The organism is Candidatus Ozemobacteraceae bacterium (genome assembly GCA_035373905.1).
Lineage (GTDB): Bacteria > Muiribacteriota > Ozemobacteria > Ozemobacterales > Ozemobacteraceae > MWAR01.
The window spans coordinates 128735-152662 of the sequence record DAOSOK010000006.1; the positions used below are offsets into that span (position 1 = coordinate 128735).

Here is a 23928-nt window from a genome sequence, read left to right on the forward strand (position 1 = left end):
CCCGGAGGTCTCAGATGATCGTTCGACGGATGATGGTTCTTCTCGTTCTGGCGGCAGGCTTTGTTTCGCCGGTGACGGCCGAGCAGGCTCCGCAGGTCGGGCATTGCAACATTGCGATGGCCGTCATGCTGCATCCCCTGATGGCGAAGATCGACACGGCCACGGGTCGATTCCACAGCAACGCTCTTCCGAACGGCGGCGCCCTGGTCGGCCAGGCTTCCGTCGAGCTCGACGAACAACGGAAGGAGCTCATCAAGCAGACAAGCGACCTCCGGCAGGAACTCGCGAAAGTAAACCAGGAGTTCATCAGCAAGCTTCATGAATTGAACCGCGAGCGTGACAAGCCCGCGAAGGCCGGTCAGAATGAGACTTCCCCGACTCCCAGTACAGATGAGTATAGTAATAGAAGGCGGTTTCTGGAACACGAACACCGCCAGAAGATCATTACCGTTCGCGAGAGGCTCGCCGCCCGGGAGGGAGAATTGGAAAAACTGAACGCCGAGGCCAGGCTGACGGACCTGCTGCCGGTGACCGACACGGAGCGGGTGTTCAAGCTCATCCTCGACGACGTGTACGAGGCGGCGAACATCGTCATCGAGCGCGAGAAACTGGCCTTCACCTTCAACAGCGCCACCACCTACCGGTTCGCCATGCCCTCGGGCCAGGGCGCGGTGGAAAATCCCATCGCCGGGCTTCTTTCCTCGCAACCGACGGCAAAAGCCGGTTCGGACCAGGAATTCGCCGCCATGAGCCGGCTGTATCGCTGGGCAACGGGAGAGAAAGCGCAGCTGTACCACTGCGGCGATGTTCGTCTAACGCAATTCGTGGTGAAAGGCGGCAAGGATATCACCGCCGATGTCGTGAACGAGGTGTACAAAAAGCATCAGGTGCCTGCCGGCGCCTGCGATCTCGTCCAGAAACTGTTCCGCACGCAACTCATGAAATGATGCTGTTTCGGCAGGGCTGACCGGGCCTGCGCGGCAAGGAGGTATCGAGTATGAAGAACATCACATCCGGGCTGATGCTGGGGGTTCTCCTGTGTTTCGGGTTGATCGGTGCTCCGGCCGCGTATGGCGCCAGCGCGTCGAACAACGGTATGACGTATATCTTGCTGCCGTCGACGAACACCGACCCGGCGTATATCGTTCGACTGCAGCACCAGGATCCCTCCGGCGTGACGACGCCCCAGGCCGAATTGTATTCGCCCGGCTCAGCCGGATATCCGGCCGGCCAGTATTTCGGGCTGGCCGTCAGCCAGGAGCGCGACATCTTCCTGCTCCGATCGCCCATCCTGGGGGCGAACGAAGGCTGGTCGCAGGCGACCGTCGGTTTCGTTCCCAATGCGAGCGATTACTCGACCGATTCCGATATTTTTCTCAGAATGATTGCCGGAAGCAGTTGCAACAGTTGGATTTCCGTTCATGGATCCAGCTACTGGAAATCCGACTTTGCCATCAACGGAACGACGTATGCGTATGCGATGGTCGCCGGCGGCCCCACCACGGTGAAATATCTGAATCCGAACGGTTCCGGAAACGATCCGAAAGGAACCCCGATCTGGAACGGAACGCAGGGCAGTCAGAACCCGGCCGATACCAATAAATACATTCTCCCCTCCCATTGGGCGGGCATGTCCTACTACGCCTACGGCACGTCGCAACATCCGGATTACCCGTGGAAAGCCCTCGACGGACGCGAAGACCCCGTCGGGTCGGGCAAATACCGCCCCCTGGTGCTGGCAACCGCGGTTCCCACCTATCACGGAAGCGATCAGGAGAAATTTTCCTGCGTCGTGAAGCGGGTGTATGAAAAACGCGACCGGGCCCTCACCCTCATGCGCGGTTCCGACAATCCGTTCGCCGCTTTGGCAGACCAGTCAGGGGCGGTTCTGAGCGCCACCGACATCCGAGGTACCGAGTATTTCGCGCGCGCCTGCGGTGACAACTGTATTCCCGGCGGTTCCGGCCCCGGCGTTGCGATCGATTCGACGCTGGCGAACGTAAAGGTCGTGACCTCCACCCTCGGCCGCCGGTACGGGTTCAACCAGAAGGGCAAAATGTCGGCTCCCTACGCCGACAGCAAGCAGGCGGCTCTTCGCGTCGTCAGCGCCGCCGGCGTCGAGGCCACCATCGACATGGCGAACGCCGACGGAACGGTTCATTCGAATATCGCCAACGCGGCCTATCTGAATGCCAGGGGCGTCACCGCCTCGCAGATCAAGTCGTTCGGCGTGTCGTCGAACTTCGAGGCGGGCGCCACCGTCGACTTCATCTACGGCTCGCAGGCCGATCTTTTCGCCATGCAGGATTCCTGGTGGGGCAAAGGCGGCATCGGATACGAGTATTACAGGGATACCGGCGATCTGTACAAGCTTGACTACACGAACAATACGAATCCGTCTCCGGAGTATCTGGGCGTGCTCACCGGAAAGGTTGATAACATCGGCGTCGACGGCGACGGTTTCCTGTATATCATGACCACCGAGAAAGACCTTTCGGATGCTAGCGTTCTCGCTCTCGCCCCGCCGACGAACTCGGTCATCGGAAATCCGAGCTATATCGTGAAGCCTTCCGAAACCCAATGGTACCGGCCGGTCTACGAGGCCACCCCGATCGTCGTTTCCGATGCCTCCAAGGCCAACAACGATTACCGGGAAATCATCTACTTCCAGGGTATTTCCAAGGTTGTCAGGAAGTATCCCCCGTCGGCCGGCAACGGCACTCTCGCGACTCCCGTGACGTCAGGCCAGCTATCCGGCTACTACGCCGACGAGTGGACGAGAAAAATCCGCTGGAACGGCTCCGTCGCCGTCTGGGAAGGCAACTGGAGTCTCGAAGCGAAGGCCAGTCGCGACTCGGAGATTCCGGCGGAACTCGCCGTCGTGAACATCGCGAAGCTTCCCGCCGTCTTCAACGAGAACCCTGGAACGCCCCAGATTACCAGAGAAGATCGAGGATCTTTCAGCACTCCTGTTACCGAAGACACGGCGGTCAAATTCAAAGTCGAGGGATACAAACCCTACATTACGGACACGGACGGCACGACACGCCGAAATCTCAAGTCCCTGGGAAGTTTCGGCACCGTTTACACAAACGTTCGAATCAATTATCTGCCGACCGCCGCCGGCGACTACAACCATGACGAAGACGGCGACGGCGTATACAGCGGATTTCCCACAAGTCTGTTCGAGGCAAACGGGTTCTCGACGTCGATCACCTGGTATGCCGACCTGGTCGATGGAAACAGCGTCACCTCCCCAGTCATCAGCAGCGTTGCGGTGGCGTCGGCATCGAACCAGTCTTTCGGCGGCGCCATGTGCGACTGGAGCTTCACTCCCCCGCATCCGGGCAACTACGCCGTCTGGGCGAACATCACCTATAACTACTTCAACTTCGCCGGCGCGAACCGCCCGACGGACCTGACCTCCAGCCAGCGCACCGTCACGACCTCGAAGCGCCTCCTGCGGGTCGTTTCCACGACCTCGCTGAACGGGCCGCCGAGTCTGATCTCGGCGATCAGCCTCGAACCTGCTCGCGCCGGGACGGGCGCCTTCCAGAACTGCTCGTCCTACGCAAATTCCGGCTACGACCTCCCCGAGGATGAATTGATCGAGAATCTTCGGATTTCCTTCAAGGCACAGTTCCTGCGGGATGCGAACTACCGGACCAACCAGTCAGCCCTGTTGACGACCTTCGATGGGATGGGCGTCTGGGATTACGATACATATTACAGCCTTTACAATGCGGCCGGCGACGCTCCGAACTACGCTCTCCAGGGCAGCCACGTCTATAATTACCAGGCGTCCGGCGGCGGATATTCCGTCACCAATGCGTTCAATCCCGGATGGCCGAAGCCGGGAACGCCCTCACCGGCCGACTTTGGAACCCGGGTCGATGCGAGCACGCTTTCCACGAACGATCGAAAATTCCTCCGTTGGAATCTGTGGCTTGAAAACACCTGCACCGGGGCCTCGGTCCCTGGCGTCACGCCTCCCTCACGCGGGGTGAAGCTGGCATCCGGAGACTGTACCGGCGCGACGATCACGCCGACGTCGAATCCGAACGAGTATCTTGTTTCCCTGAACCTGCCTTCCAGCGCACAGAACAACCAGAAGATCGCCACGCCGATCGATCCCGACCAATACACGCTCAGGCTCGAACTCATCTACCCGCGCGTCAAGTGGCAGGAAAGCGCTCTTCCCGAGAATGCCGCTCAGAAGCAGTATCGCAGCATCATTCCGGACACCGTTCCGGTCAGCGCGATCTGTGAGTTGTCGCATCCGGTCCTCCCCACGGCCGACACGGCAGTCGGAGGCGGATCCGCTTTCACCAATGCCTCGATCAAATCCTGGCTGATCAGATCCCGAGATGCCACCCTGCCGACCATTTCGGATTGGTCGAAACCTATCATCCATACGACCGGCGACCCCGTGCCGAACGTGACAGCCTCGTTCACCATCTCGGACAACAATCCCCGGGCCCGGTTCGATCCGTTCGAGATCGAGTATCAAATGGTCAACTCGGCACGCCCGCGCGACACGGCCGAGTCGAACAAATTCTCCGTAACCGCGGCCACGACGAATTCGGGCATTGCACAGGCACCGAATTACGCCGATTTCTGGAAGGATGATACCTATCGCATCGGGGCCACATACACGGCCCAGATATCCGATTACGGTCTCGCAGGCGAGTTCAGGCCCAACGGTCTGCTGACGAACTGGGTCGGTCTTCTGTATTATCACGCGAAGGGCAGTCTCTACGACGGGCTCGGCACCGATTCGCAGAACATCACCCACCAGTTCGGCTCGTTCACGGCTCCCATTCCGACTGGCGCGATCGTCACGACGAACTGGGCCCTCGAGCGCTATGACAACGATCCTCCGGGTTTCCGCATCGAACTGATCTCCCAGAACGACAACCGCCGCTGGGTGGCCACGCTCGCTGAAGGCATTCAGGATATCGTCTGCTGCCCGAAAACAGACGGGGAACTCGCGCCGGCCTCCCTGTCCGTCGCCTGTTTCAATCTCGATGGCACGATGATTGGCGGCGGCCCAACCATGGCGAGCGTCAACGGATGTTCCCGATATCCCACCCAACTCGGGGCCGCCTTCGAGACGGTGGACGCAGGAAGCCTCCCCCTCGATCCAACGCTGATGCCCCGCGTGCGCCGCTCGAGTCGCCTGCTCGTCAATCTCGACATTCTCGAGAACGTCGACTACAAGAGTCTGACGGCCGCCACGTTCGACATCACGGAAAACCTGGAAGCCGGGGGCACGCGAAGCCTCCTGCCGGGCGGAAACGCGGTGTCGCTGCCTCTCGACGCGGCTTTTCTGGCCGACAACTCGCCGAATCCGCAGGTCCAGTCGCCGCGGGCACGTTACACGGTCGACATGCCGATGAAGGTGCTGCCCAACCAGCCCCAGGTGACCATGACCGTTTCGGCCACGGATGCCCAGGGCAACGTTCGCACGCTCGTCCTGCCGATCGTGATCGTCGACAGCTCCTTCGACGCGCGCGTGCTCGAAAGCAAGGAAAACAGGAACTGACCCCGGACCTTCGTTTCACCAGATCAGCGGGGACGCCTCTACGGCGTCCCCGCTTTTCCGCTGTCTCGACGGACGCAATTCATGAGGCGGGGCCCGCAGAGGCGAAAATGAAAATTCCATATTATTATATTATTAGTTATTTTCTATGCGCCGTCCTTTTCCTTCTTCCCTGCGTTTCCGAGCGGTGGCCTGTTCGCGCATGCTCGCCTTCGGACTTCATTCTCGACGACTTCGCAGCCCGCTGCACGGACCTGTCCGGGAAGATCAGGGATACCGAGCTTTCCTACAGGATGCGGTTTCCGGATGCGGCGAGCCGGTCGGCCCTGCTGCTGGACGCGTGGCTTTCCTTCTTTCTCGACCATGGCGTTACGCCGCCGCCGGTCTACGCATCGCTGACGGGGCCCGCCTGGGAAAACGGGATGAGGAGCCTCGGAAGCCGGATCGGCGGACTGGGCCGCGGAGAACCGGTGTCTCCTGAAGCGCTCGACCTGATGACGCTCCCGCTCGAACTCCTCGCCCAACCCGACCACCTGTTTCCCTTTCAGAACGCCCTGGCCACGGCGACGAGAAGATTCGAATCGATCTTGGCCGGCATCGGCTCCGCGTCAACGCCCCTGTCACCCACGTATCTGGCGGCCGACCGGGAGATCGGACAGTCGTTCGCGCTCATCAGCGGCATGTGCGAAAACGCTCCGGCGTTGCGGGCCCGCCTGTCGACCCTGTATTCGAGCCTGACGGCGCTTTCCGCGGACATTCCCCAGGATGCCGCCTCCGCCGCCGATTCGATCGAGGGAGAATTGCCGCTGAACGACGAGGACCGGCGCGCACTGCTGGAGCTTCACCTCGGAAGCCTGCGGGACGAAGTAGCGTTTCTTTCGCCGATCGCCTTCTGGCAACCATCGCAAACGGCATCGCAAGCTGAACCCGCGAACCAGTAACGGGCAGTGTAAAACGCACCGCCCAGGCAACTCGGGCGAGTCACGATGCGCCCCGCGGGAACTTACAGGACGGTGTAGTCGCTTTCCTTGCTTTTGCCTTCGCCTTCGGCGAAGAGGGCTTCGAGGAACTGCTCGGGATCGAAAGACATCAAATCGTCCATCTTCTCGCCGACGCCGATGAACTTCACCGGGACGGACAACTGTTCCTCGACGGCGAACAGGACGCCGCCCTTGGCTGTTCCGTCGAGTTTCGTCATGACGAGGCCGCTGATGGGAAGCACCTCGTTGAACAGTTTCGCCTGCTGAACGGCGTTCTGGCCGGTCGTCGCGTCGAGCACGAGGAGAATTTCATGCGGCCCGCCGTCGCTTTCCTTCGCAGCGATCTTCTGGACCTTGGCCAGCTCGGCCATCAGGTCGGCCTTCACGTGCATGCGGCCAGCAGTGTCGACGATCAGCAGATCGGCGCCGCGTTTTTTCGCCGCCGCGATGGCGTCGAACACAAGGGCGCCGGGATCGCCGCCCTCCTGACCGCGGATAACCTCGACCCCGACGCGGTCTCCCCAGATGCAGAGTTGATCGATGGCGGCGGCCCGGAACGTGTCGCCGGCCGCGAGCATGACCTTTTTGCCGTCCTTGACGAATTTCCGGGCAAGTTTCGCGATGGTCGTGGTCTTGCCGACGCCGTTCACGCCGATGATGAGGAAAAGCGTCAGGCCGTTCTCGTTGAACTTCGGCACGGAGGCGAACTTCGTCAGACGCAGTTTGAGCTGTTCGCGCAGGAGCGTGTAGATACGGTTCGGATCGGATATGCGCTCTTCGGCGACCTTCGCGTGGAGATACTGCAGGAGTTCTTGTGTGGTCTTCACGCCGAGGTCGGCTTCGAACAGCGTCGCTTCGAGATCTTCGAGCAGGTCGTCATCGATCTTCGCCCGACCGAGGACGAGGTTTTTCACCTTGCCGACGAAGCTCTCGCGGGTCTTGCGCAGGCCGGTGCTGAGCCGCTCGTACCAGGTAAGCGCAGGCTCTTCCTCGACGACGGGCTTTCTCGCGACTTCGGCCGCCGTGACGGGGGGTGTCGGAACCGTTTCGACGAGCGGCTGGACGACCGGCGTCTCGCCGACAACAGGCGGGGGCGCCGTCGTGGGCGGCTGGACGGGGATCTGCTCAGGAGGCCGTTCAGCCTGGAGTTGCGCCGGGGGAGGAGCTTTTTCGCCTGGAAGAATCTCGCCTTCCGGCGGCGGTTCCTGCTCGTCCTCGATCGGGACGAGCCAGGCGAACAGGAGCAGCGTCAGGCCCGAGAGAGCGGTCACCGACGAGATGATGATCTGGTTCGGACCGCTCTGGTAATAAATCAGGCCGCCTTCGATCAACAGGCAGAGGCCGATCAGCAGAACGACGAGCCGGGGCTCGGTCCATTCGCTGCGGGGCGCCGGGGGGGGGGAAGCGTTTTCCGGTGCGGCTGCGGCTTCGGGCGCCTGGGTTTTGGGTTCGCTGCTTTCACTCATGAAGCTGACTCCCTGGGCTGACTGAACTGGCCGGCATCGACGCCGGTCGCCTGCGCCCGTTCGGCGGCGACGGCGGCTTTCAGGCGCTCGGTCACGCTGCCCCCCTTACGGGCGGTGAATTCGCGGATCTTTTCCTGGTCTTCGAGCCTGATCGAGATCTGGCGCGACGTTCCGGATTTTTCGAGCGCGATGCCGTAGATGACATCGACGGCCTGCATCGTTTCTTTGTTGTGGGTAATGATGAAGAATTGGGTTTTGTCGGCGAAACTGCGGAGCAGGCGTGTGAACCGGCGCACGTTCGCCTCGTCGAGCGAAGCTTCTATTTCATCAAGTATACAAAACGCCGGCGGTTTGACCTGCAGAATGGAGAACAGAAGTGCGATCGAGATCATCGCCTTTTCGCCGCCCGAGAACAATTCTATCGTCGACAGTTTTTTATCGGGAAGCTGGCAGACGATCTCGACGTTGCTCTCCAGCGGGGTCTCGGGCGTCGTGAGTTTCAGCCGGGCCGAGCCGCCGGGGAAGACGACCCGGAAGATCTCGCCGAAGGCGTTGTCGATTTGGCCGAAGGTTTCGAGAAACCGCTCACTCGAGATCTTTTCGATCTCGGCGATGACCTGTTCGAGAGACGCTGCGGCATCGGTCATATCGCGGATCTGGCCGGTCAGGAACTCGAAGCGCTCTTTCGTTTTCTCGTATTCCTCGATCGCGAGCGGGTTCACCGGCTCGAGCATCTGCTGTTCCGAGCGGCGAGCGGCGATTTGCTCGGCCAGGTCGGCCCTGCTCTCGTATTTCCGGAGCTGGGTGCCGATCTGCGCCACGTCGAAGTCGTATTCGGCGCGCAGAATGCTCTCCTTGTTCGAGATATGCGTCTTGATTTCGGCAAGCTTCACGTCGAGCTCGCCGAGCTTCGCGCGGGTCGAGTCGGCGATCTTGGAGCGGCTCTGCCAGGTGTGATCGAGCGTCTCGAGCTCCTTGGCGCAGGCGCGGTATTCGACCTGGAGCGCCTCGTAGGCTTTCTCGATTCCGGCCTTCTTTGCTTCGAGGGCCTGGATTTCGTTCTGGAACCCGGCAATGCCGCGTTCGGCCTCTTTCCGGGCATTTTCGAGCTGCTCGATCTCGGCGGTGGCGCGGTCGCGCCGTTCCTGGGCCTCGCGGCGGCGCTTCGCGGCAGCCTCGATCTCGCGCTTCAGCGCCTTCTTCCGTTCGACGATCTGCGCCTGGGCGAGTTTCTCGTCGTTCAGCAGGCCCCGCAGGGAGGTAAGTCGGGTCTGGATGGCCGTTTCCCGGCCGCTCATTTCCTGGAGGCGTGCCGTGAGCTCGGTATTCTGGCTTTCGAGCGTGACGAGCTCCTGCTGGGCGGTCGCCTGCATCTGGCGGACGCGGTCGAGTTCCTTCTGGATCTCGCGGCGGTTGACGTCGAGGCTGTCGAACTCGGCGCGTCGGGTCGAGAGGTCACCTTCGACGACGACCAGGCGCTTCTGGAAGAACTCCATCGACTGCCGGGTGCGGTTCAGGCTTTCCTCGCGCTGGCGGATCACCTGGCCGAGCGAGCCGCGCTCGGACCTGAGGCGGGTGACGAGGCCGGTCAGCTTCTTTTCGGCCGCGGCCAGCGACTTCAGCTTTTCTTCGGCCTCTTCGAGCTCGCGCTTGCGGGCAAGGAGACCAGCGGTTTTCTGGCCTTCGGCGCCGCCCGTCATCGCGCCCGAGGAGCGGACGATGTCACCGTCGAGGGTGACGATGCGATTGAAGTTGCGGGTCGTGCGAGAGTAGGCGACCGCGTCGTCGAGGTTCTCGAAGACGAGGATGCGGCCCAGCAGGAAGTTCATGATGGAATAATATTTCGCATCATATTGAACGAGGTCGAGCGCGACGCCGAGGCAGCCCTTCGCGCGCGTCTGTTCGACGCGGGACGGCGCCTGGATCATGTCGATCGGCAGGAACGTGGCGCGGCCAGCCTTGCGCTCCTTCAGGATCGCGATCGCCCGCTGGGCGGTTTCCGCGTCGCGGGTGACGATGTCCTGGATGCTGCCGCCGAGGGCGGTTTCGAAGGCCATCTCGTAGCCCTTTGGCACGGTGATGAGGTCGCCGACCATGCCGCAGATGCCGGGCAATTCCCGGTCTTTCAGGGCAAGAGCCTCGCGTACGCCGCGATGGATGCCTCCGTCGGAGCGATTTTTCAGATCTTCGAGAATGTTGCGCTTCGCCGTGAGCACCTTGAACTGGTCGACGGTCGAGACGAGCTCTTCCTCGGCGCGGCGCAGGTCTTTATCGAGACGGTTCGCGTGGGACTGATCGTCGGAAAGGCGGGTTCCCTCGTCGGTGATGGTGGCTTCCATCGCCTTGAGTTCCTTCTCGATGTTCGCCTTTTCGCCGTTCAGCTTCTCGAGGGCGACGTTGAGGGTCGTCACGTCGCCGGCCCCCTTTTCCAGCTGGCGTTCGAGGATCTGGATCTGCGAGTTCGCGGAGTTGATCGTGTTCTTCCTGGCGACCATCTCGCCGGCGATCTTGTAGGAGGACTCGCGGTCCTGGCTGACGCTCTTCAGGTGGGCGTCGAGCTCATCCTGGACCTTGGAAAGGTTCGCGTCGATCTCGGCCATGCGGCCGGCGACGGCGATTTCCGCAGCCTCTTCGTCGCGGAGGCGGCCTTCGGCGTCGGCGATCTCCTGGCCGCCGTCGGCGAGGTTCTTCTCGATCTGGGCGACCTCTTCGGTGATGGCCTGGCGCCGCGCCTCGTGGCCGCGCGCCTCTTCCTTCAGGACGGCCATGCGTTCCCGGATGCCGTCGATGGTGAGAACGACTTCGCGGGATTCGTTCTGGCGGGCCTGGAGCTGGGTCTCGAACTCCTGGACCTTCGCTCGCACGCCGCTCTTGCGGCTGTCGATCTCTTCGAGGAACTTTTCGATCTCGGCGACTTTGGCGATGAGGCCGCGGCGCATCGAATCGACGTTTTCCGCGTCGCCGTAGAGCTGCGACAGGTCGAACAGGACGAGGTCGATCTCGAGGGTGCGGATCTCGGCGGCGAGCGCCTGGTAGCGGCGGGTCTTTTCGGCCTGCTCGGCGAGCGGCCCGAGCTGGTTCTGGATCTCGCCGACGATGTCCTGGAGGCGGGTGATGTTGGCCCGCGTGTGATCGAGCTTGGTGAGCGTGTTCGCCTTGCGGTGCTTGAACTTCGTGATGCCGGCGGCCTCTTCGATGAGGGCGCGCCGGGACTGGGTGCGCTGGAAGATGATGTCCTCGATGTCGCCCTGGCCGATGACCGAGTAGCCGTCCTTGCCGATGCCGGTATCCATCAGCATTTCCCTGACGTCGCCCAGCAGGGCGCGGGTGCCGTTCACGAGATAGTTGCTCTCGCCGGATTTGAACAACTGCCGTCCGATGGTGACCTCGGAGAAATCGAGCGGCATCATCCGGTCTTCGTTGTCGAGAATGAGCTTCACCTGGGCAAACGCGGCCGACCGCAGGGTCGGGGAACCGGCGAAAATGACTTCGGCCATCTTGTTGCCGCGCAGGGCCTTCGCGCTCTGCTCGCCGAGAACCCATCGGATGGCGTCGCACACGTTGCTCTTGCCCGACCCGTTGGGGCCGATGATTGCGGTGATGCCGGGCTGGAAATCGAAGACCGTCTTGCGGCCGAACGATTTGAATCCCATGATTTCGAGGGATTTCAGATGCATGGTCTCTCCTGCGTCCTTCGGGAAAGCTCATTCCACCGGGGGAATGTCCGGCAAAAGCCGGTCAGTAAAAGTACCATATCCGGCCGGAAAATGACAGTCCCCAGAGGGTAAGTAGATGACGTCTTGTCAGGGAAGGCGTGTTCCGAGCATCGACCAGGTCGTCTGGTGGGTGTTTTCCAGCGTTCTGATCTCGATTTTTCCCGCGGCAGCCATGGAGACGATCTCGTCCCGGCGGAAATGATAGGAAACCGGCGCATGGAGCAGGTCGAAGCAGGCCGTCCAGATGAACTTCAGGTTACATTCCGACCAGAATATCATGTGCTCGTTCAGAGGAATGCGCCTTGCCATCTTTTCATCGTACCGACGCAGCGGGAGATACACGAAATGGATGCAGAAGAAGATGACCAGGGCGGGGATGCAGGCCAGAAATCTCAGGAGGACGAGCGGAAGCCTGTGAAGAACCGACTTGAGCGGCTCGACCAGCCCGGTCATCAGGAAATTGTTTTCGTGACTGTATGCGCAGACACCCGCAAGCCCGCCAGGTTTCAGAACCCCGGCCAGAACGGAAAAGGCCTGCCGATGGTCGATGATGTGCTGCAGCGCGTGGTCGCAGATCGATATGTCTGCGATGCCTTCCCTGAGCGGGTTTTTGAGCATGTCGCAACGCAGGAGAAGAAGGTTCGCGTCGGGACCGAAGAGATCACGAATCCGGTAGATTTCGTCGCCGATCTCGACCACGACGATCAACGCCGGCGAGTAGCGGGCGACGTGATAGGCCTCGCGGCCGTTTCCCCCGCACCAGATGACGACGTTCCGGTCGCGATACTCCTCCGGCCGGATCGGAATGAACTCACGGAAGCATTTTTCCCCGCAGAACCCTTTTCCGTCGAAATCTTCGGCAGACCAGCCGAGAACCTGATTCCATTGATAACTCCAGTTTTCGACGGTTCTGACCAGCGTCTCGTTTCCCGGAGAGCCGGTTCCCGCACCGGCAGACGAGCGTCTGCAACCGGTCTTGGCGATGCTCCGGCGTTCGGCCGGGGTGAGCAGCGCCTCCATCATGTCGGGATCGAGGAAGACGCAGACCCCGTCGACGATCGGGAACTCCGCCCCGCATTGTCCGCACGCAATGGAACCATGAATGATTTCATCACCGGATTCGGTCGCGGCCAGGCCGGAAGCGATCCCGAGATCGCCTCCGCAGCGGATGCACCGCAGGAGAGGGAGGTGGATGTTCTTCACCGGTTGCGTTCCATGCGAGCCTCAGGGTACCAGCGTTTCCGGGCAAAGTTCAACCGTCAATGCGGGAAATCTTTTTCAAACGCGCATCATTACTTGACGAAACCGTCGTTTTCGTGGAGAATTTAAGAATATTCCTCGTATCCGTACGATTTTTCCCTCAAGGAGGGCCTCGATGAAGCGCTTCAATACGAGTGTGGTCCGCGGAATCGCCCTTGCGTTCCTCGCCGTGATCGTCGTCACCGCGTGGCTTGGCGCCGGCAACCCCACCCTGGCTCCGAACGAAGACCTGAAATCGGCGTTCGACTCGATCTCCGTTCCCAAGGGCGACATCAGCACGCGCGTCCGGCTGATCTGGAAGAACGACGACGCTCTGTATGCCCGCTGGAAGATGATCGAGAGCGCGAAGGAGACGATCGACTGCACGTATTTCATCGTCGACAAGGACATCTTCGGCCAAGCGTTCCTCGGCCTGCTCGCAAAAAAGGCCCGCGAGGGCGTCCGGGTGCGCCTGATGATCGACGGGCGAATTTATAGATCAGGCTATATGAAGGGGATGCCCGACCGTTTCGAGGAGCTCGCGGCCGTTCCCAATGTCGAGATCAAGCAGTTCAACTCGATCGGCAAGTCGCTTCTGGCCATGTTCGAAGACTTCCGCGCGGCGTTCGCCAGCAACCATGACAAGATCATCATCGTCGACGGCAAGACCTCGATCATCGGCGGCCGGAACATCGGCCCGGACTACTTCGTCGGGAAAGGCGAATACGGCATCGTGTACCGCGACACCGACGTGCTGATGAGCGGCGAGCACGTGGCCGGCCAGCTCAAGAAGGCGTTCGAGGACGAGTGGAGCTGCCTGAAGAACTCGGTCGTGAAGCCCGACACGTTCAACTGGAAAGACCAGTCGGCCCGGCTCGACCTGGCGAACATGGCGCTGCGCCGGTTCATGCTCGGCCAAGGCCTGTATGACGCATCGAAGATCAAGCTGTCCGGCAAGCTGCCCGAGGCGCTGAAAGAATTCAACGAAGAGCTTTCCAAATACAAGAACCTCTCAAGCTACGCATCGTTCCAGCTGTTCCGGGGCGAACGCCCGAAGCCCGTCAAGATCCTCGACAAGCACTCCCGCCTCGGCGCCCTGAACGGCATTACCCCCACTCTGGTCAAGTTCATCGACTGCAGCAAAAACGAGATCATCATCCAGAACCCCTATCTGGTTCTCACCGCCGAGGCCGAAGCGGCCCTCAAGCGCGCGTCGGCGCGCGGCGTGAAGATCATCATGCACACCAACAGCGGCGGCTCGACCGACTCACTGTTTCCCCAGGCGTTCCTGATGTCCGACTGGAAGAAGATGCTCCAGGAGATGCCGACCTGCCGTCTGCTGGTCGCCCCGTCCATCAACGAGCGGCTTCATTCGAAAGTGTTCGTGTTCGACCGGCAGATCGCCGTCGTGGGCTCCTACAACATGGATGCTCTCAGCGAGCAGATCAACTCGGAAGTCGTCGCCGCCATCTGCGATCCGCAGTTTGCGACGATGACCGCTCTGCGCCTCTTCGACGACATGAAGGTGACCGTCGAATACAAGATCACCGTCGACAAGGACGGTAACGTGACCAAGGCCTACGGCCCCGAAGATCACTGCTCCAAGGAAATCGTCAAGAAGATGAACTTCCTGCGCAAGCTGACCTGGCTGCGCCCCGTGATCTGACCTGCAGTTCAAGCTCAACTCCCCCGGGTATCCCCCGGGGGAGTTGTATTTTCGTATCTATTTGCACGTAGAGGCGGGTTTGAAACCCGCCCCTGCAGTTGCCCTGATGTCTACCGGGGAGTCACGGAGTTGGGGCGCGTTCAGCCGCCATCGTGTCGGAGGCGACCTCCTCCTCTTCTTCCCGAATCAGCTCGAGAGCGCCGTTTCGTTCGATGATGCGGAGGCGGGGGATGTGCGGCAGGGCCGTGATGTCGTCCGGCTTCATGTTCAGAAGGCCTTTCCACATCAACTCTCCGAGATCGTGCGCCGCGATGGCGCGGCTCTTGATGCGTCCCTGGAGGAGGGCTTCGACTTCCGCTCCGAGTTCGCCGCGGACGGTCGGATTGATGGAGAATCCTGAAGGGTTCAGGAACAGGAACAAGTGAATCAGGACGACGAGGATCACCGTTCCCGCGAGCCGGGTGTTCAGGGACAGAGGTTCGATGTCGCCCAGGGCCTTCAGAAGCAGGACGACGCCGGTGACGACGAACAACGGCATGCCGCCCGGGTTCGCCAGCGCCAGCAGTCCGGTGAAGGCGTAGAAGATGACGATCGGGAAGTTTTCCTCGTCGATCCGGGAAAGGGCCATGAGATTGGGAATCAGGAAGATGCCGGCGATGAGGCTCATCAACTGCTGGTCGTCGGGATTGGGAAACAGGGTCGAGAGAGGCATGTCGCCGGAAACGGCGCTGGCGGCGCCCTCGGGGAAGCAGAGGATCCCGATGAGGGCACTGAGGATCAGCGTCAGACGGTAATCCGACCTGAACAGCGCGTAGGACGTGACAAGGGCGACCAGCACCCAGCTGTTGAGCCCGAGGGCGCTCGCCGCGGCCGTAATCGGGATCAGCATCACCCCGAACTTTTCCTTCAGCGCGTCGGAATCGAGGAGGGCGAGGAGCCCGACGGTGAAGATCATCTGCAGCAAGGCCCTCAGCCCGAGCAGGGGCTGCATGGCGAAAGAAAATATTCCTAAGGTTATTAAACCTGGCAATATTTCACGCCCCCTGAAGATCCAGTTCAGCAGGAGGCACCCCAGGGCGAAAAACAGGAGGTGGCAAAGCGTCTTGAGTCCCGCCAGCGACGCGGCGGACTGGGCGATTCCGAGCGCGATCGTCTCGGGGAGGAGCGCCCAGTTGATGTTCAGGTCGAACTCGCGCGCGAAGAGGAGGTCCCAGTAAGTGCCCGAGGAGAACGGGCAGGATCGGGTGTAGAAAAAGAGCACCGTCATCGTCGCCAGCAGGGCGAAGATGCGCTCCCAATCCCACGGCGGGGCTTCGTCCGGCTCGTCCGTCGCGACGGGAAACGTCATGGGAACTGCGGCGCGCGCCGCCTCTGGCGGTTCCGCGGCGGGGCTGGAACGGAGTTCTGCGTCTTTTTCCACGCTTCGTCCCTCCTCAGGGGTTCCTGATCAGCAGTCGACCAGCTTTTCCGGCTTGATCGGCATGACGCGGATGCGCCGGCCGGTGGCGTTGTAGACCGCGTTGGCGACCGCCGGCGCGATGCCCATCAGGGGCACTTCGCCGAATCCCTTGGCACCATAGGGGCCTTCGCTGTAGCCGTGCTCGACGATGATCGGGTCGATCTCGGGCGCGTCCTCGGTCGTCGGCAGAATGTAGGTCGCGAAGGCATTGTTCAGCATGCGCCCCTGGGGATCGTGCCGAATCTCCTCCATGGTCGCGTATCCAACGCCCTGGAGAGTCCCGCCTTCGATCTGGCCCTCAACCTGCTGGGGATTGATGGCTTTGCCCATGTCGTGGGCCGACGTGATCTTCAACACGCGGAGTTCGCCGGTTTCCATGTCGACCTCGACCTCAGCGACGTTCGTGGCGTAGCTATAGGTGAAGTAGGCGTTTCCCTGGCCGGTCTCCCTGTCGAAGGTCGAGTCGGGGGCGATATACCAGCCGAAGGCGCTTGGCTGAAGCCTGCGCAGATACATTTCCTTGACAACGTCGGGATACGCGACCTTTTTCCCCTGCGGGGCAGCCTTGATGAACGCAACGCCATCCACCAGGTCGACCTCGTCGGGCTTCGCCCCGAGCAAGCCGGCGGCCGATTCGAGGAGGCGGGGTCTCAATTCCTTCGCCGCCGCCGCCAGGGCGTTTCCGGACATGAAGGTCGTTCGGCTCGCGACGGTTGGGCCGGAGTCGGGAACGAAGCCGGTATCGGTCTCGACCAGGAACACCTTGTCAAAGGGGATGCCGAGCGCATCGGCGGCGATCTGGGGAAGGATCGTGCGGGCCCCCTGCCCCATCTCGGTGTTGCCGACGGCGCACTGGACCGTGCCGTCCTTCATGATGATCATGCTCGCGCCGGCGCGGTCGAGATGCTTGCCGCCAGCCCCGAGGCCGACGCCGTAATATACGGTCGAAATACCGATGCCGCGGCGAACGTTGCCGCTGCGGGCGGAAGGATGCTGCCATTTTTTGGTCCAGTCGGACTTCGCGACGGCTTTGTCGATCGTCTCGGAAAGACCGCACGACTGGTCGATCACCTGGCCGGTGACGGTCTTCGCTCCGAGTTTCAGGCCGTTGCGCCGCCGGATCTCGACGGGGTCGATCTTCAGCTCGTCGGCGATCTCGTCGATGAGGGTTTCGCCCGCGAAGATGACCTGCGGCGAGCCGAAGCCGCGGTAGGCGCCGCACGGCACCTTGTTGGTCGCCATCGCGAAAGACTGGATGAGGACGTTGTCGCAGACGTACGGCCCGAGGGCGTGGACCGTTCCGCGCCAGAGGACGATCGGGCTGAGCGTCGCGAAGGCGCCGCCGTCGACGTAGTATTTTATATCTGCAGCAATAATCTTCCCGTCGGCGTCGGTGCCGACTTTCATCTGGATCAGTGCCGGATGGCGTTTGGAACTTGCGATGATATCTTCTTCGCGCTTGTAGACGAGTTTCACAGGCCGTTCGAGCAACTGCGCGATCATCGCGGCGTGTCCGGCGAGGATCGAGGGAAAATCCTCCTTGCCGCCGAAGCCGCCGCCGGTCGTGGTCTGGACGATGCGCACCTTGTTTCGCTGACAGCCGAGGATGTCGGACACGGCGTCATGGACGTAGAAGGGGCATTGCATCGACCCGTAGACGGTCATCGATCCCTCGATGCCGGGCACCGCGATCATGCCCTGGGTCTCGAGGTAGGCGTGCTCCTGGTAGGGGGTTTCGTATTCGCGTTCGAAGATGCGGGTCGCCTTCGCGAAGGCGGCGTCGAGGTCGCCGTGTCTGATGACGTATCTGCTGAAAATATTGTCTGTTTTATACAGCCGCGGCGCGGACGGCTCGAGCGACTCGCGTATCGAGAGGATCGGCTTGAGGGGCTCGATGTCGAGTTTCACCGCCTCAGCGGCGGCATATGCCTGCTCCGGCGTATCGGCAGCGACGAGGGCGACCGGCTCGCCGTGGAACTTCACGAACTCGGAAGCGAGGAACGGCTGGTCGTCGAGAACAAGGGGGTTCACATTCCGGCCGGGAATGTCGGCGACCGTGAAGACCCGGTGAACGCCGGGCATGGCGAGCGCCTTCGACGCGTCGATTCCCTTCAGCCTGCCGTAGGCAACGGGAGAGCGGACCGTGGCGGCATGGAGCATGCCGGGAAATGAATAGTCATCAATATATTTTGCTTTTCCGTTGACCTTATCCCAGGCGTCTTTCCGCGGAAGCGATAAACCGACGGCAGGCATGAGGGACCTCCTCGGGGCAGTTGGAATTGGAACGAATGGTTCGCCATGAGTGTATCACGGTCACGACTTGGTGTGCATCACCCAGATGCCGTCCCAGTCGTCGGGCGGCGGTTCGCGCAGAAAGTGCGCGCACCGGTCGGCATACACCTTCGACAGGGTGTCGCCCGGGTGGAGCCGGAGCGCCTCGCCGAACGCCCGGCCGGCCGCTTCCCACTCGCGTTTGTGGTAGAGGTCGATGGCGTTTTTGTAGCAGGCGAGCAGGTCGTCCATGTTCGGGAACGAGGTCGTGTCGTGGTGGTCGAGGATCTCGTAAATTTTCGCGGGGCGGTTTTTGCCCTTGACCCGCAGCAGATCGACTTCGCGCGAGCGGTGCGGATAGACGAGCCGGCTGAAGCTGTTCTCGCTGACGAGAATGCTCGTGCCGTAGAACTTGTTGGCGCCCTCGAGGCGCGAGGCGAGGTTCACGCCGTCGCCGATGACCGTGTAGTCCATGCGTTTGAGCGAGCCGATGTTGCCGACCAGCACGGTGTCGGTGTTGATGCCGACTCCGATGTCGATCGTCTGGAGGCCCTTCTCGACGCGCTTCCCGTTGAACTCCTTGAGCGCGCGCTGCATCTCGATGGCGGTGATGACGGCGCGGTCGGTGTCCTCGCTGGTCGTGAACGGCGCGCCGAAGACGGCCAGCATGGCGTCGCCGATGAACTTGTCGAGAATTCCCCCGTGATGGAACACGATGTCGACCATCGTGGTGAAATACTCGTTCAGCATCGCAACGGTGTCCTGGGCGCCGAGCCGCTCGGAGATCGTGGTGAAGTTGCGGATGTCGCTGAAGAGGACCGTCAGTTCCTGCATCTTGCCGCCGAGCATGCCGTCGGAGTTGAGGAGCTGGTCGGCGACCTCCTTGTTCATGTAGCGTGAAAGCGTGCTTTTGAGGCGCTTTTCGCCGGTCAGGTCCTCGAAGGCGAGCAAACCGCCCATGGGGCGGTTCTGCGCGTCGTGCAGCGGCGCGACGGCCATGTTGAGCGAGACGCGGCGCCCCTGCCGGTCGACGATCTCGGCGTCGAGGAAGTTGTCAGCCTCCTGGGTGGCGATGACGCGGCGCAGGCTGTCGACGATCCAGTGGTTGTCGCCGGTGAAGAAGATGTCGGCGTATTTTCCGAGGATCTGGTCGGTCGTCACGCCGAATGTGCGCAAGGCCACGGCGTTGCACTTCTCGATCCTGCGCATGGCGTTCACCGTGATGACGCCGTTGCTGAGGCTTTCGAGGATGCTCTCGCTGTAGTTCTTCATGTTCAGCACTTCGTCGAACAGCTTGGCGTTCTCGATCGCGATCGCCGCCTGCGCCGAAAAGGTCTTGAGCTTCTTCTCGTCGACGCGGGTGAACACCCCCACCCTTCTGTTGAGCACCTGCGTGACGCCGATCGTTTTGCCGGTGCGGTTGACGACGGGCATGCAGAGGATGTTCTTCGTGCGATAGCCGGTTTTGCGGTCGATTTCCTTGTTGAACCGGGGATCGGCGTAGGCGTCCGGGATATTGATCGTCTCGCCGCTCGTGAACACCTTTCCCGCAATGCCGAGGTGGGCGGGGAAACGGATCTCCTGGTCGTTGAGGCCCAGCGCGACCTGCGACCAGAGTTCGTTGGTTTTCTCGTCGTGCAGGAACAGCGTCGCCCGGTCGGCGTCGAGGATCATCGTCACGGCCTGCATGATCTTCTCGAGAAGCGGCTTGAGGTTCAGCTCGGAAGAGATCGCCGCAGTGACTTCCTGCATGCGGTCCTCGCTCTCGCGCGCCCGCCGGGTCAGTTCGAGATCGCGCGCGTTTCTGAGGGCCGCGGCCGCGTTGCCCGAGATGTCGGCGACGGCGGCAAGGTCAGCCGGGGTGAACTCGCCGGATGTTTTGTTGAGAAGCTCGATGACGCCGACAGGAATGTCGCTTCCGGCGACCCGTAGCGGGACAGCGAGGATCGATTTCGTGACGAAACCGCTCTGGCGGTCGATTTCCTTATTGAAGCGAACGTCGCCGTATGCGTCGGTGATGATCTCGGCCTGGCCTGACGCCATAATAGCGCATGCGATACTGCTTCCCGGCGACAGGCGGATCTCCTCGACCTCGTTCCCGTGCATGACGCGGGAGAACAGTTCGCCCGTTTCGGGGTCGAGCAGGAACAGCGTTCCCCGCTCGGCCCCGACGATCCGGACGGCGATGCCGACCGTGATGGAAAGCAGGTTGTTGAGGAGGGACGTCGAGGCGTCGAGCAGCCGGGCGACATGGGAAAGCACCCCGCTCAGCATGGCGCGTCCCGTTTCGGGCGACCGACCGGCAAGGGCGGAGATGAGCCCGTCCACCTGCGCCGACGTGAGGCTTCCGTCGGCCAGCGCAGACAGCAGGTCCGGTGGAAGCGGTTCCCCCGTCTCGTCGCAGGCCGAAGCACCGTCGACCCGCTCACCCGAAAGAATCTTTTTCAGATTCTCCACAACGCTGGCCAGTTTCATGCATCCTCTCTCACCGCCAGTCTATCAGCGCACATCCCCGAATACAATCCCTCCAGGTGCCGAAAGGCCCGCGCACATCGGCGCGGGCCTTTCGTTCGGTTCGTTCACTCCCCGTTCGATTCGAGGGGTTTCGGAAGCTTTCCGAGGGACGGGACGAGCAGTTTCAGCGCGGTGTCGATGAGTTTCGTGCGGACGGATTCGCCGGTCACCGCTTCGAAACGGAAGCCGAGGTATATTCCGCGATATGCGTTGCCCGATTCCGATGTGCCGGACACGGAGAGGCCGGCGGTCCGGCCGTCTTCGGTTTTCACGAAGGGCGCGGCGGGAGCATCGCACGCCATGATCGTCACGTCTTTTGCCGACTGCGCCGAGTCTTCCCCGTTCAGTTCGAAGGGAACGGCGGCGCCGTCCTTCGAGGCGAACGACAGGCGGGGAAGATCGCGGTCGTCTTCGAGATAGCGGAATTTGAAGAACCCTTCGAGCAGGGGCATATTGGTGTTCTTCTGCTCGACCGACTGGGCGGCGAGGAACAGGGCTCCGCCGCCGGAGAGGTAGTTCGCGAGGTCGTCGGCCGAAGGAGCGAGTTCGCCGAAGGAACTGACCGAGACGCTGTCGGTGAAGACGGCGCCGTTCCGGTACTGGCGAAGAATATCGGCGTATTTATATCCGAACACCTTGGGGTCCCACAGGATATCGGGCTGAAGGCCGAGGTTCTTGAACGCGCGAAGCAGAAGCGGCAGCGTGCCCGGGTCTTCGACCATGCCGCCGGTGACCAGCACCGGGGAGTTGGCGCGATACTGCGGAACCCGCGCGATGAACTCGTCCCATCCCGTGTCGCGGGCGAACCGGAGGGATTTGTAGGCAGTCCGGAACTCGAGGCAGTAAGGGTAATAGATCGACAGGCCGTAGCTGTTGCCCATCCCCTGGGTGTGGCCCTCGGCGATGAGCGGGGAGCCTGCGGCGAAATCGTTCACGATCACGTATTCGCGGCCGGTGCGGTCGGTGAAGTCGGGGCTCGTCTTCCCGTTTGTATACTCGATGCGATAATTGATTTCGGTCACGTATTCGCGCTTTTTGGCGACCGGGTCGATCACCAGGCCGAACGGCCCGATGGCGCAGACGTAGTCGCCGTTCGCGTCGGGCCCGCGCAGGGGGGTGCGGACGAACCGCGAGTGCCAGACCGTGCTTCCGCGGGGCCTCAGCTCGGCCGGCGGCTGCTTCCAGCCGTTGTAGCCCCAGATCACCGCGCCCGGGGTGCGGCGCTTGATGACGACGGGCTGGGACAGGCGGTCGACCAGCTTCGGATAGCCGATCGTTTTTACAATATCAACACATATATTTCTGACCTCATCGGGCATCGACTTGATGGTGGCGAGCCGAACCACGAGGTCGTGCAAATCGACGAAGCTGGCCTCGCTGTAGCGGCGGATCTTCGCGAAACTGCCGTATTCGTCGATCAGCGCCTGGGTATAGGCGTCGTGGTTCGCCGAGAGAGCCTCGCCGAGCTTTCCGACGAGCGCCGCGAGCGGCTGGATGCGGGACAGGTCGTAGGCGGACTTCGTCACCGAAGCCCCGCCGAGCACCTTCGTTGTCTGCGAACCGCCGGCGGCGAAGGATTTCACGTAGCCCGCGACCATTTCCCGGGCGGCCATGCGCGGCGTGATGCCGGGGGTTTCCCTGAGCGGCTTGAGGGTGTCCTGGTAGGGCATGCCCTGGCCAGGCTCGGTTTCTTCGGACGCGATCATGAAGTCGCACACGTCGCGCAGCTCGTAGGCGATCTCGATCATGCCCATGAGGCAGGCGTCGAAGTCGATGATGTCGAAGCGGGGGTGTTTCGGATTCACCTTTTCGAGGGCGGGTTTGGCCTGGTTGCAGGCCCAGACGATGTCGGGCACGGTGAGGTTGTTGCCGGACTCGTCGTCGTAGGAGATGCCGACCCAGCCGGCGCCGTGGTTCCAGATGACCGCCATGAACCGGTCGGCGGGATAGTTCTCGATGCCCCACGTCAGGAACTCGGCCAGTTCCTTCCTGCTGCCCATATCGCGCTCACCAAGGTTCGCGACGAGCTTCGAGCCGATCTTCTTCGTGCGCTCGCGGACGACCTCGTACCGGCGGGTGCCGATCCAGTTGCCGTCCTCGATCGTCTCGCCCTTCGCGCCCTTCTGGCGGTCGATCTGCACGACGATGTTGAGGTTCTCGTCAGAGCCGACCAGCTCCATCTCGTTGAGGTCTTTCATGCCGCTGTTTTCGAGGTCGTTGTCGGCGTTGAGGAAGACCAGCACCGTCCATTGCTTGCGCTTCTGCGGAACCAGCGCGGAAACGGTCGCCGGGCCGTGCGTGATATACGGCACGTCGTCGTGCTGGGCGTCGTCATACCACCAGATCGGGAAATCCTTGCGCGGAACATCCGCATACAGGCCCTTCACGGCATCCCAGGAATCGAGAGCGGCGCTGTTCTGGAAGCGGCCGACGAGCGTTTCGAGCCGGTCGGCGAGCCGAATCGACTCCGGGGACGTGATCAGGCCCGAGGAACCGATGCGCTGGGCCCGACCGAACGCCAGGGCGTCCGACATGTGTTTGATGACGCCCGCATAGGCCAAGTCGAGGGGAAACGGCGACGTCTCGGCCGCACCGATGATCTTTTCCCGGGCCGCGTCGCCGGTAACGCCGGTCAGGATGTCGACGGTGAGCTCGGCCAGCTTGGCGTCGTAATTCGCGAGCAGCTGCTTCCGGTAGGCGCCGGTGATATTGGCCCGGAAATTTTTCCGGATCTTTTCGGGAAAATCCTTCAGCAGGTCGGTCAGAAACGCCTTCGAGCGCGGATCGGCCAGATACTGCAGCGTCACCTTCTTCTGCTGAACTTCACGAATCAGCTTCAGGTCCGAATCGAGGCCCGCCACCGCCCATGCCGCGGCCGCAGACAACATCAGAACTCCGCTCAGGATTCCCGCGAGAAATTTATGCAAAGAAGCTTTCATCGAAGCATCTCCTTCATTCGTGACAACTCCGCCCAGCAGTGGGAGGTTTATCTATCAATCATACCGATTCCTGTACGCCTGTCAATGTTCTTTCCCGCTCCTTCTCCTCCTCGCTCGTCTCACATGGAACACGACG

General features: G+C 61.7%; 11 protein-coding genes. 4 read left to right on the top strand and 7 right to left on the bottom strand.

Going from position 1 to position 23928, the window contains the following annotated elements:
- Nucleotides 1–14: 14 nt before the first annotated feature.
- From PLU72_04530 to PLU72_04540, 3 genes are all read left to right on the top strand, one after another.
- Nucleotides 15–947, top strand: a complete 933-nt coding sequence (locus PLU72_04530; protein HOT27432.1) for a hypothetical protein — start codon at nt 15–17, stop codon at nt 945–947.
- Nucleotides 948–997: 50 nt separating this feature from the next.
- Nucleotides 998–5545, top strand: coding sequence for a hypothetical protein (locus PLU72_04535; GenBank protein HOT27433.1), 4548 nt, complete (start codon nt 998–1000; stop codon nt 5543–5545).
- Nucleotides 5546–5652: 107 nt separating this feature from the next.
- Nucleotides 5653–6483 carry a hypothetical protein gene (locus PLU72_04540; GenBank protein HOT27434.1) on the top strand — a complete coding sequence of 277 codons (831 nt, stop codon included), beginning with the start codon at nt 5653–5655 and terminating at the stop codon, nt 6481–6483.
- Nucleotides 6484–6545: 62 nt separating this feature from the next.
- On the opposite strand, the gene ftsY is transcribed toward PLU72_04540, so the two are convergent.
- The 3 genes from ftsY to PLU72_04555 all read right to left on the bottom strand — a co-directional run bounded on the left by ftsY (nt 6546) and on the right by PLU72_04555 (nt 12907).
- A complete protein-coding gene (gene ftsY / locus PLU72_04545; protein HOT27435.1) occupies nt 6546–7988 on the bottom strand; it encodes a signal recognition particle-docking protein FtsY in 1443 nt (480 codons plus the stop codon).
- Nucleotides 7985–11665: a chromosome segregation protein SMC gene (gene smc / locus PLU72_04550; GenBank protein HOT27436.1), complete on the bottom strand. Its 3681-nt coding sequence runs from the start codon at nt 11663–11665 to the stop codon at nt 7985–7987. Before smc ends, ftsY begins: the two co-directional genes overlap by 4 nt.
- A 126-nt stretch (nt 11666–11791) precedes the next feature.
- On the bottom strand, nt 11792–12907 hold the full coding sequence (locus tag PLU72_04555) for a methyltransferase domain-containing protein (GenBank protein ID HOT27437.1): 1116 nt from the start codon (nt 12905–12907) through the stop codon (nt 11792–11794).
- 172 nt (nt 12908–13079) lie between these two features.
- Between PLU72_04555 and PLU72_04560 the strand changes: the two genes are divergently transcribed.
- Entirely contained in the window at nt 13080–14609 is a 1530-nt protein-coding gene (locus PLU72_04560) for a phosphatidylserine/phosphatidylglycerophosphate/cardiolipin synthase family protein (protein HOT27438.1), read from the top strand.
- Nucleotides 14610–14730: 121 nt separating this feature from the next.
- Here PLU72_04560 and PLU72_04565 read toward each other — a convergent pair whose 3' ends face one another.
- The 4 genes from PLU72_04565 to PLU72_04580 form a co-directional block, all read right to left on the bottom strand.
- Nucleotides 14731–16029, bottom strand: a complete 1299-nt coding sequence (locus PLU72_04565) for a hypothetical protein (protein HOT27439.1) — start codon at nt 16027–16029, stop codon at nt 14731–14733.
- Between the two features lie 27 nt (nt 16030–16056).
- Nucleotides 16057–18321, bottom strand: coding sequence for a xanthine dehydrogenase family protein molybdopterin-binding subunit (locus PLU72_04570; protein ID HOT27440.1), 2265 nt, complete (start codon nt 18319–18321; stop codon nt 16057–16059).
- 60 nt (nt 18322–18381) lie between these two features.
- On the bottom strand, nt 18382–20814 hold the full coding sequence (locus PLU72_04575) for a GAF domain-containing protein (GenBank protein HOT27441.1): 2433 nt from the start codon (nt 20812–20814) through the stop codon (nt 18382–18384).
- A gap of 104 nt (nt 20815–20918) precedes the next feature.
- Complete coding sequence (locus PLU72_04580) at nt 20919–23792, bottom strand: clostripain-related cysteine peptidase (GenBank protein ID HOT27442.1); 2874 nt, start codon at nt 23790–23792, stop codon at nt 20919–20921.
- Nucleotides 23793–23928 lie beyond the last annotated feature (136 nt).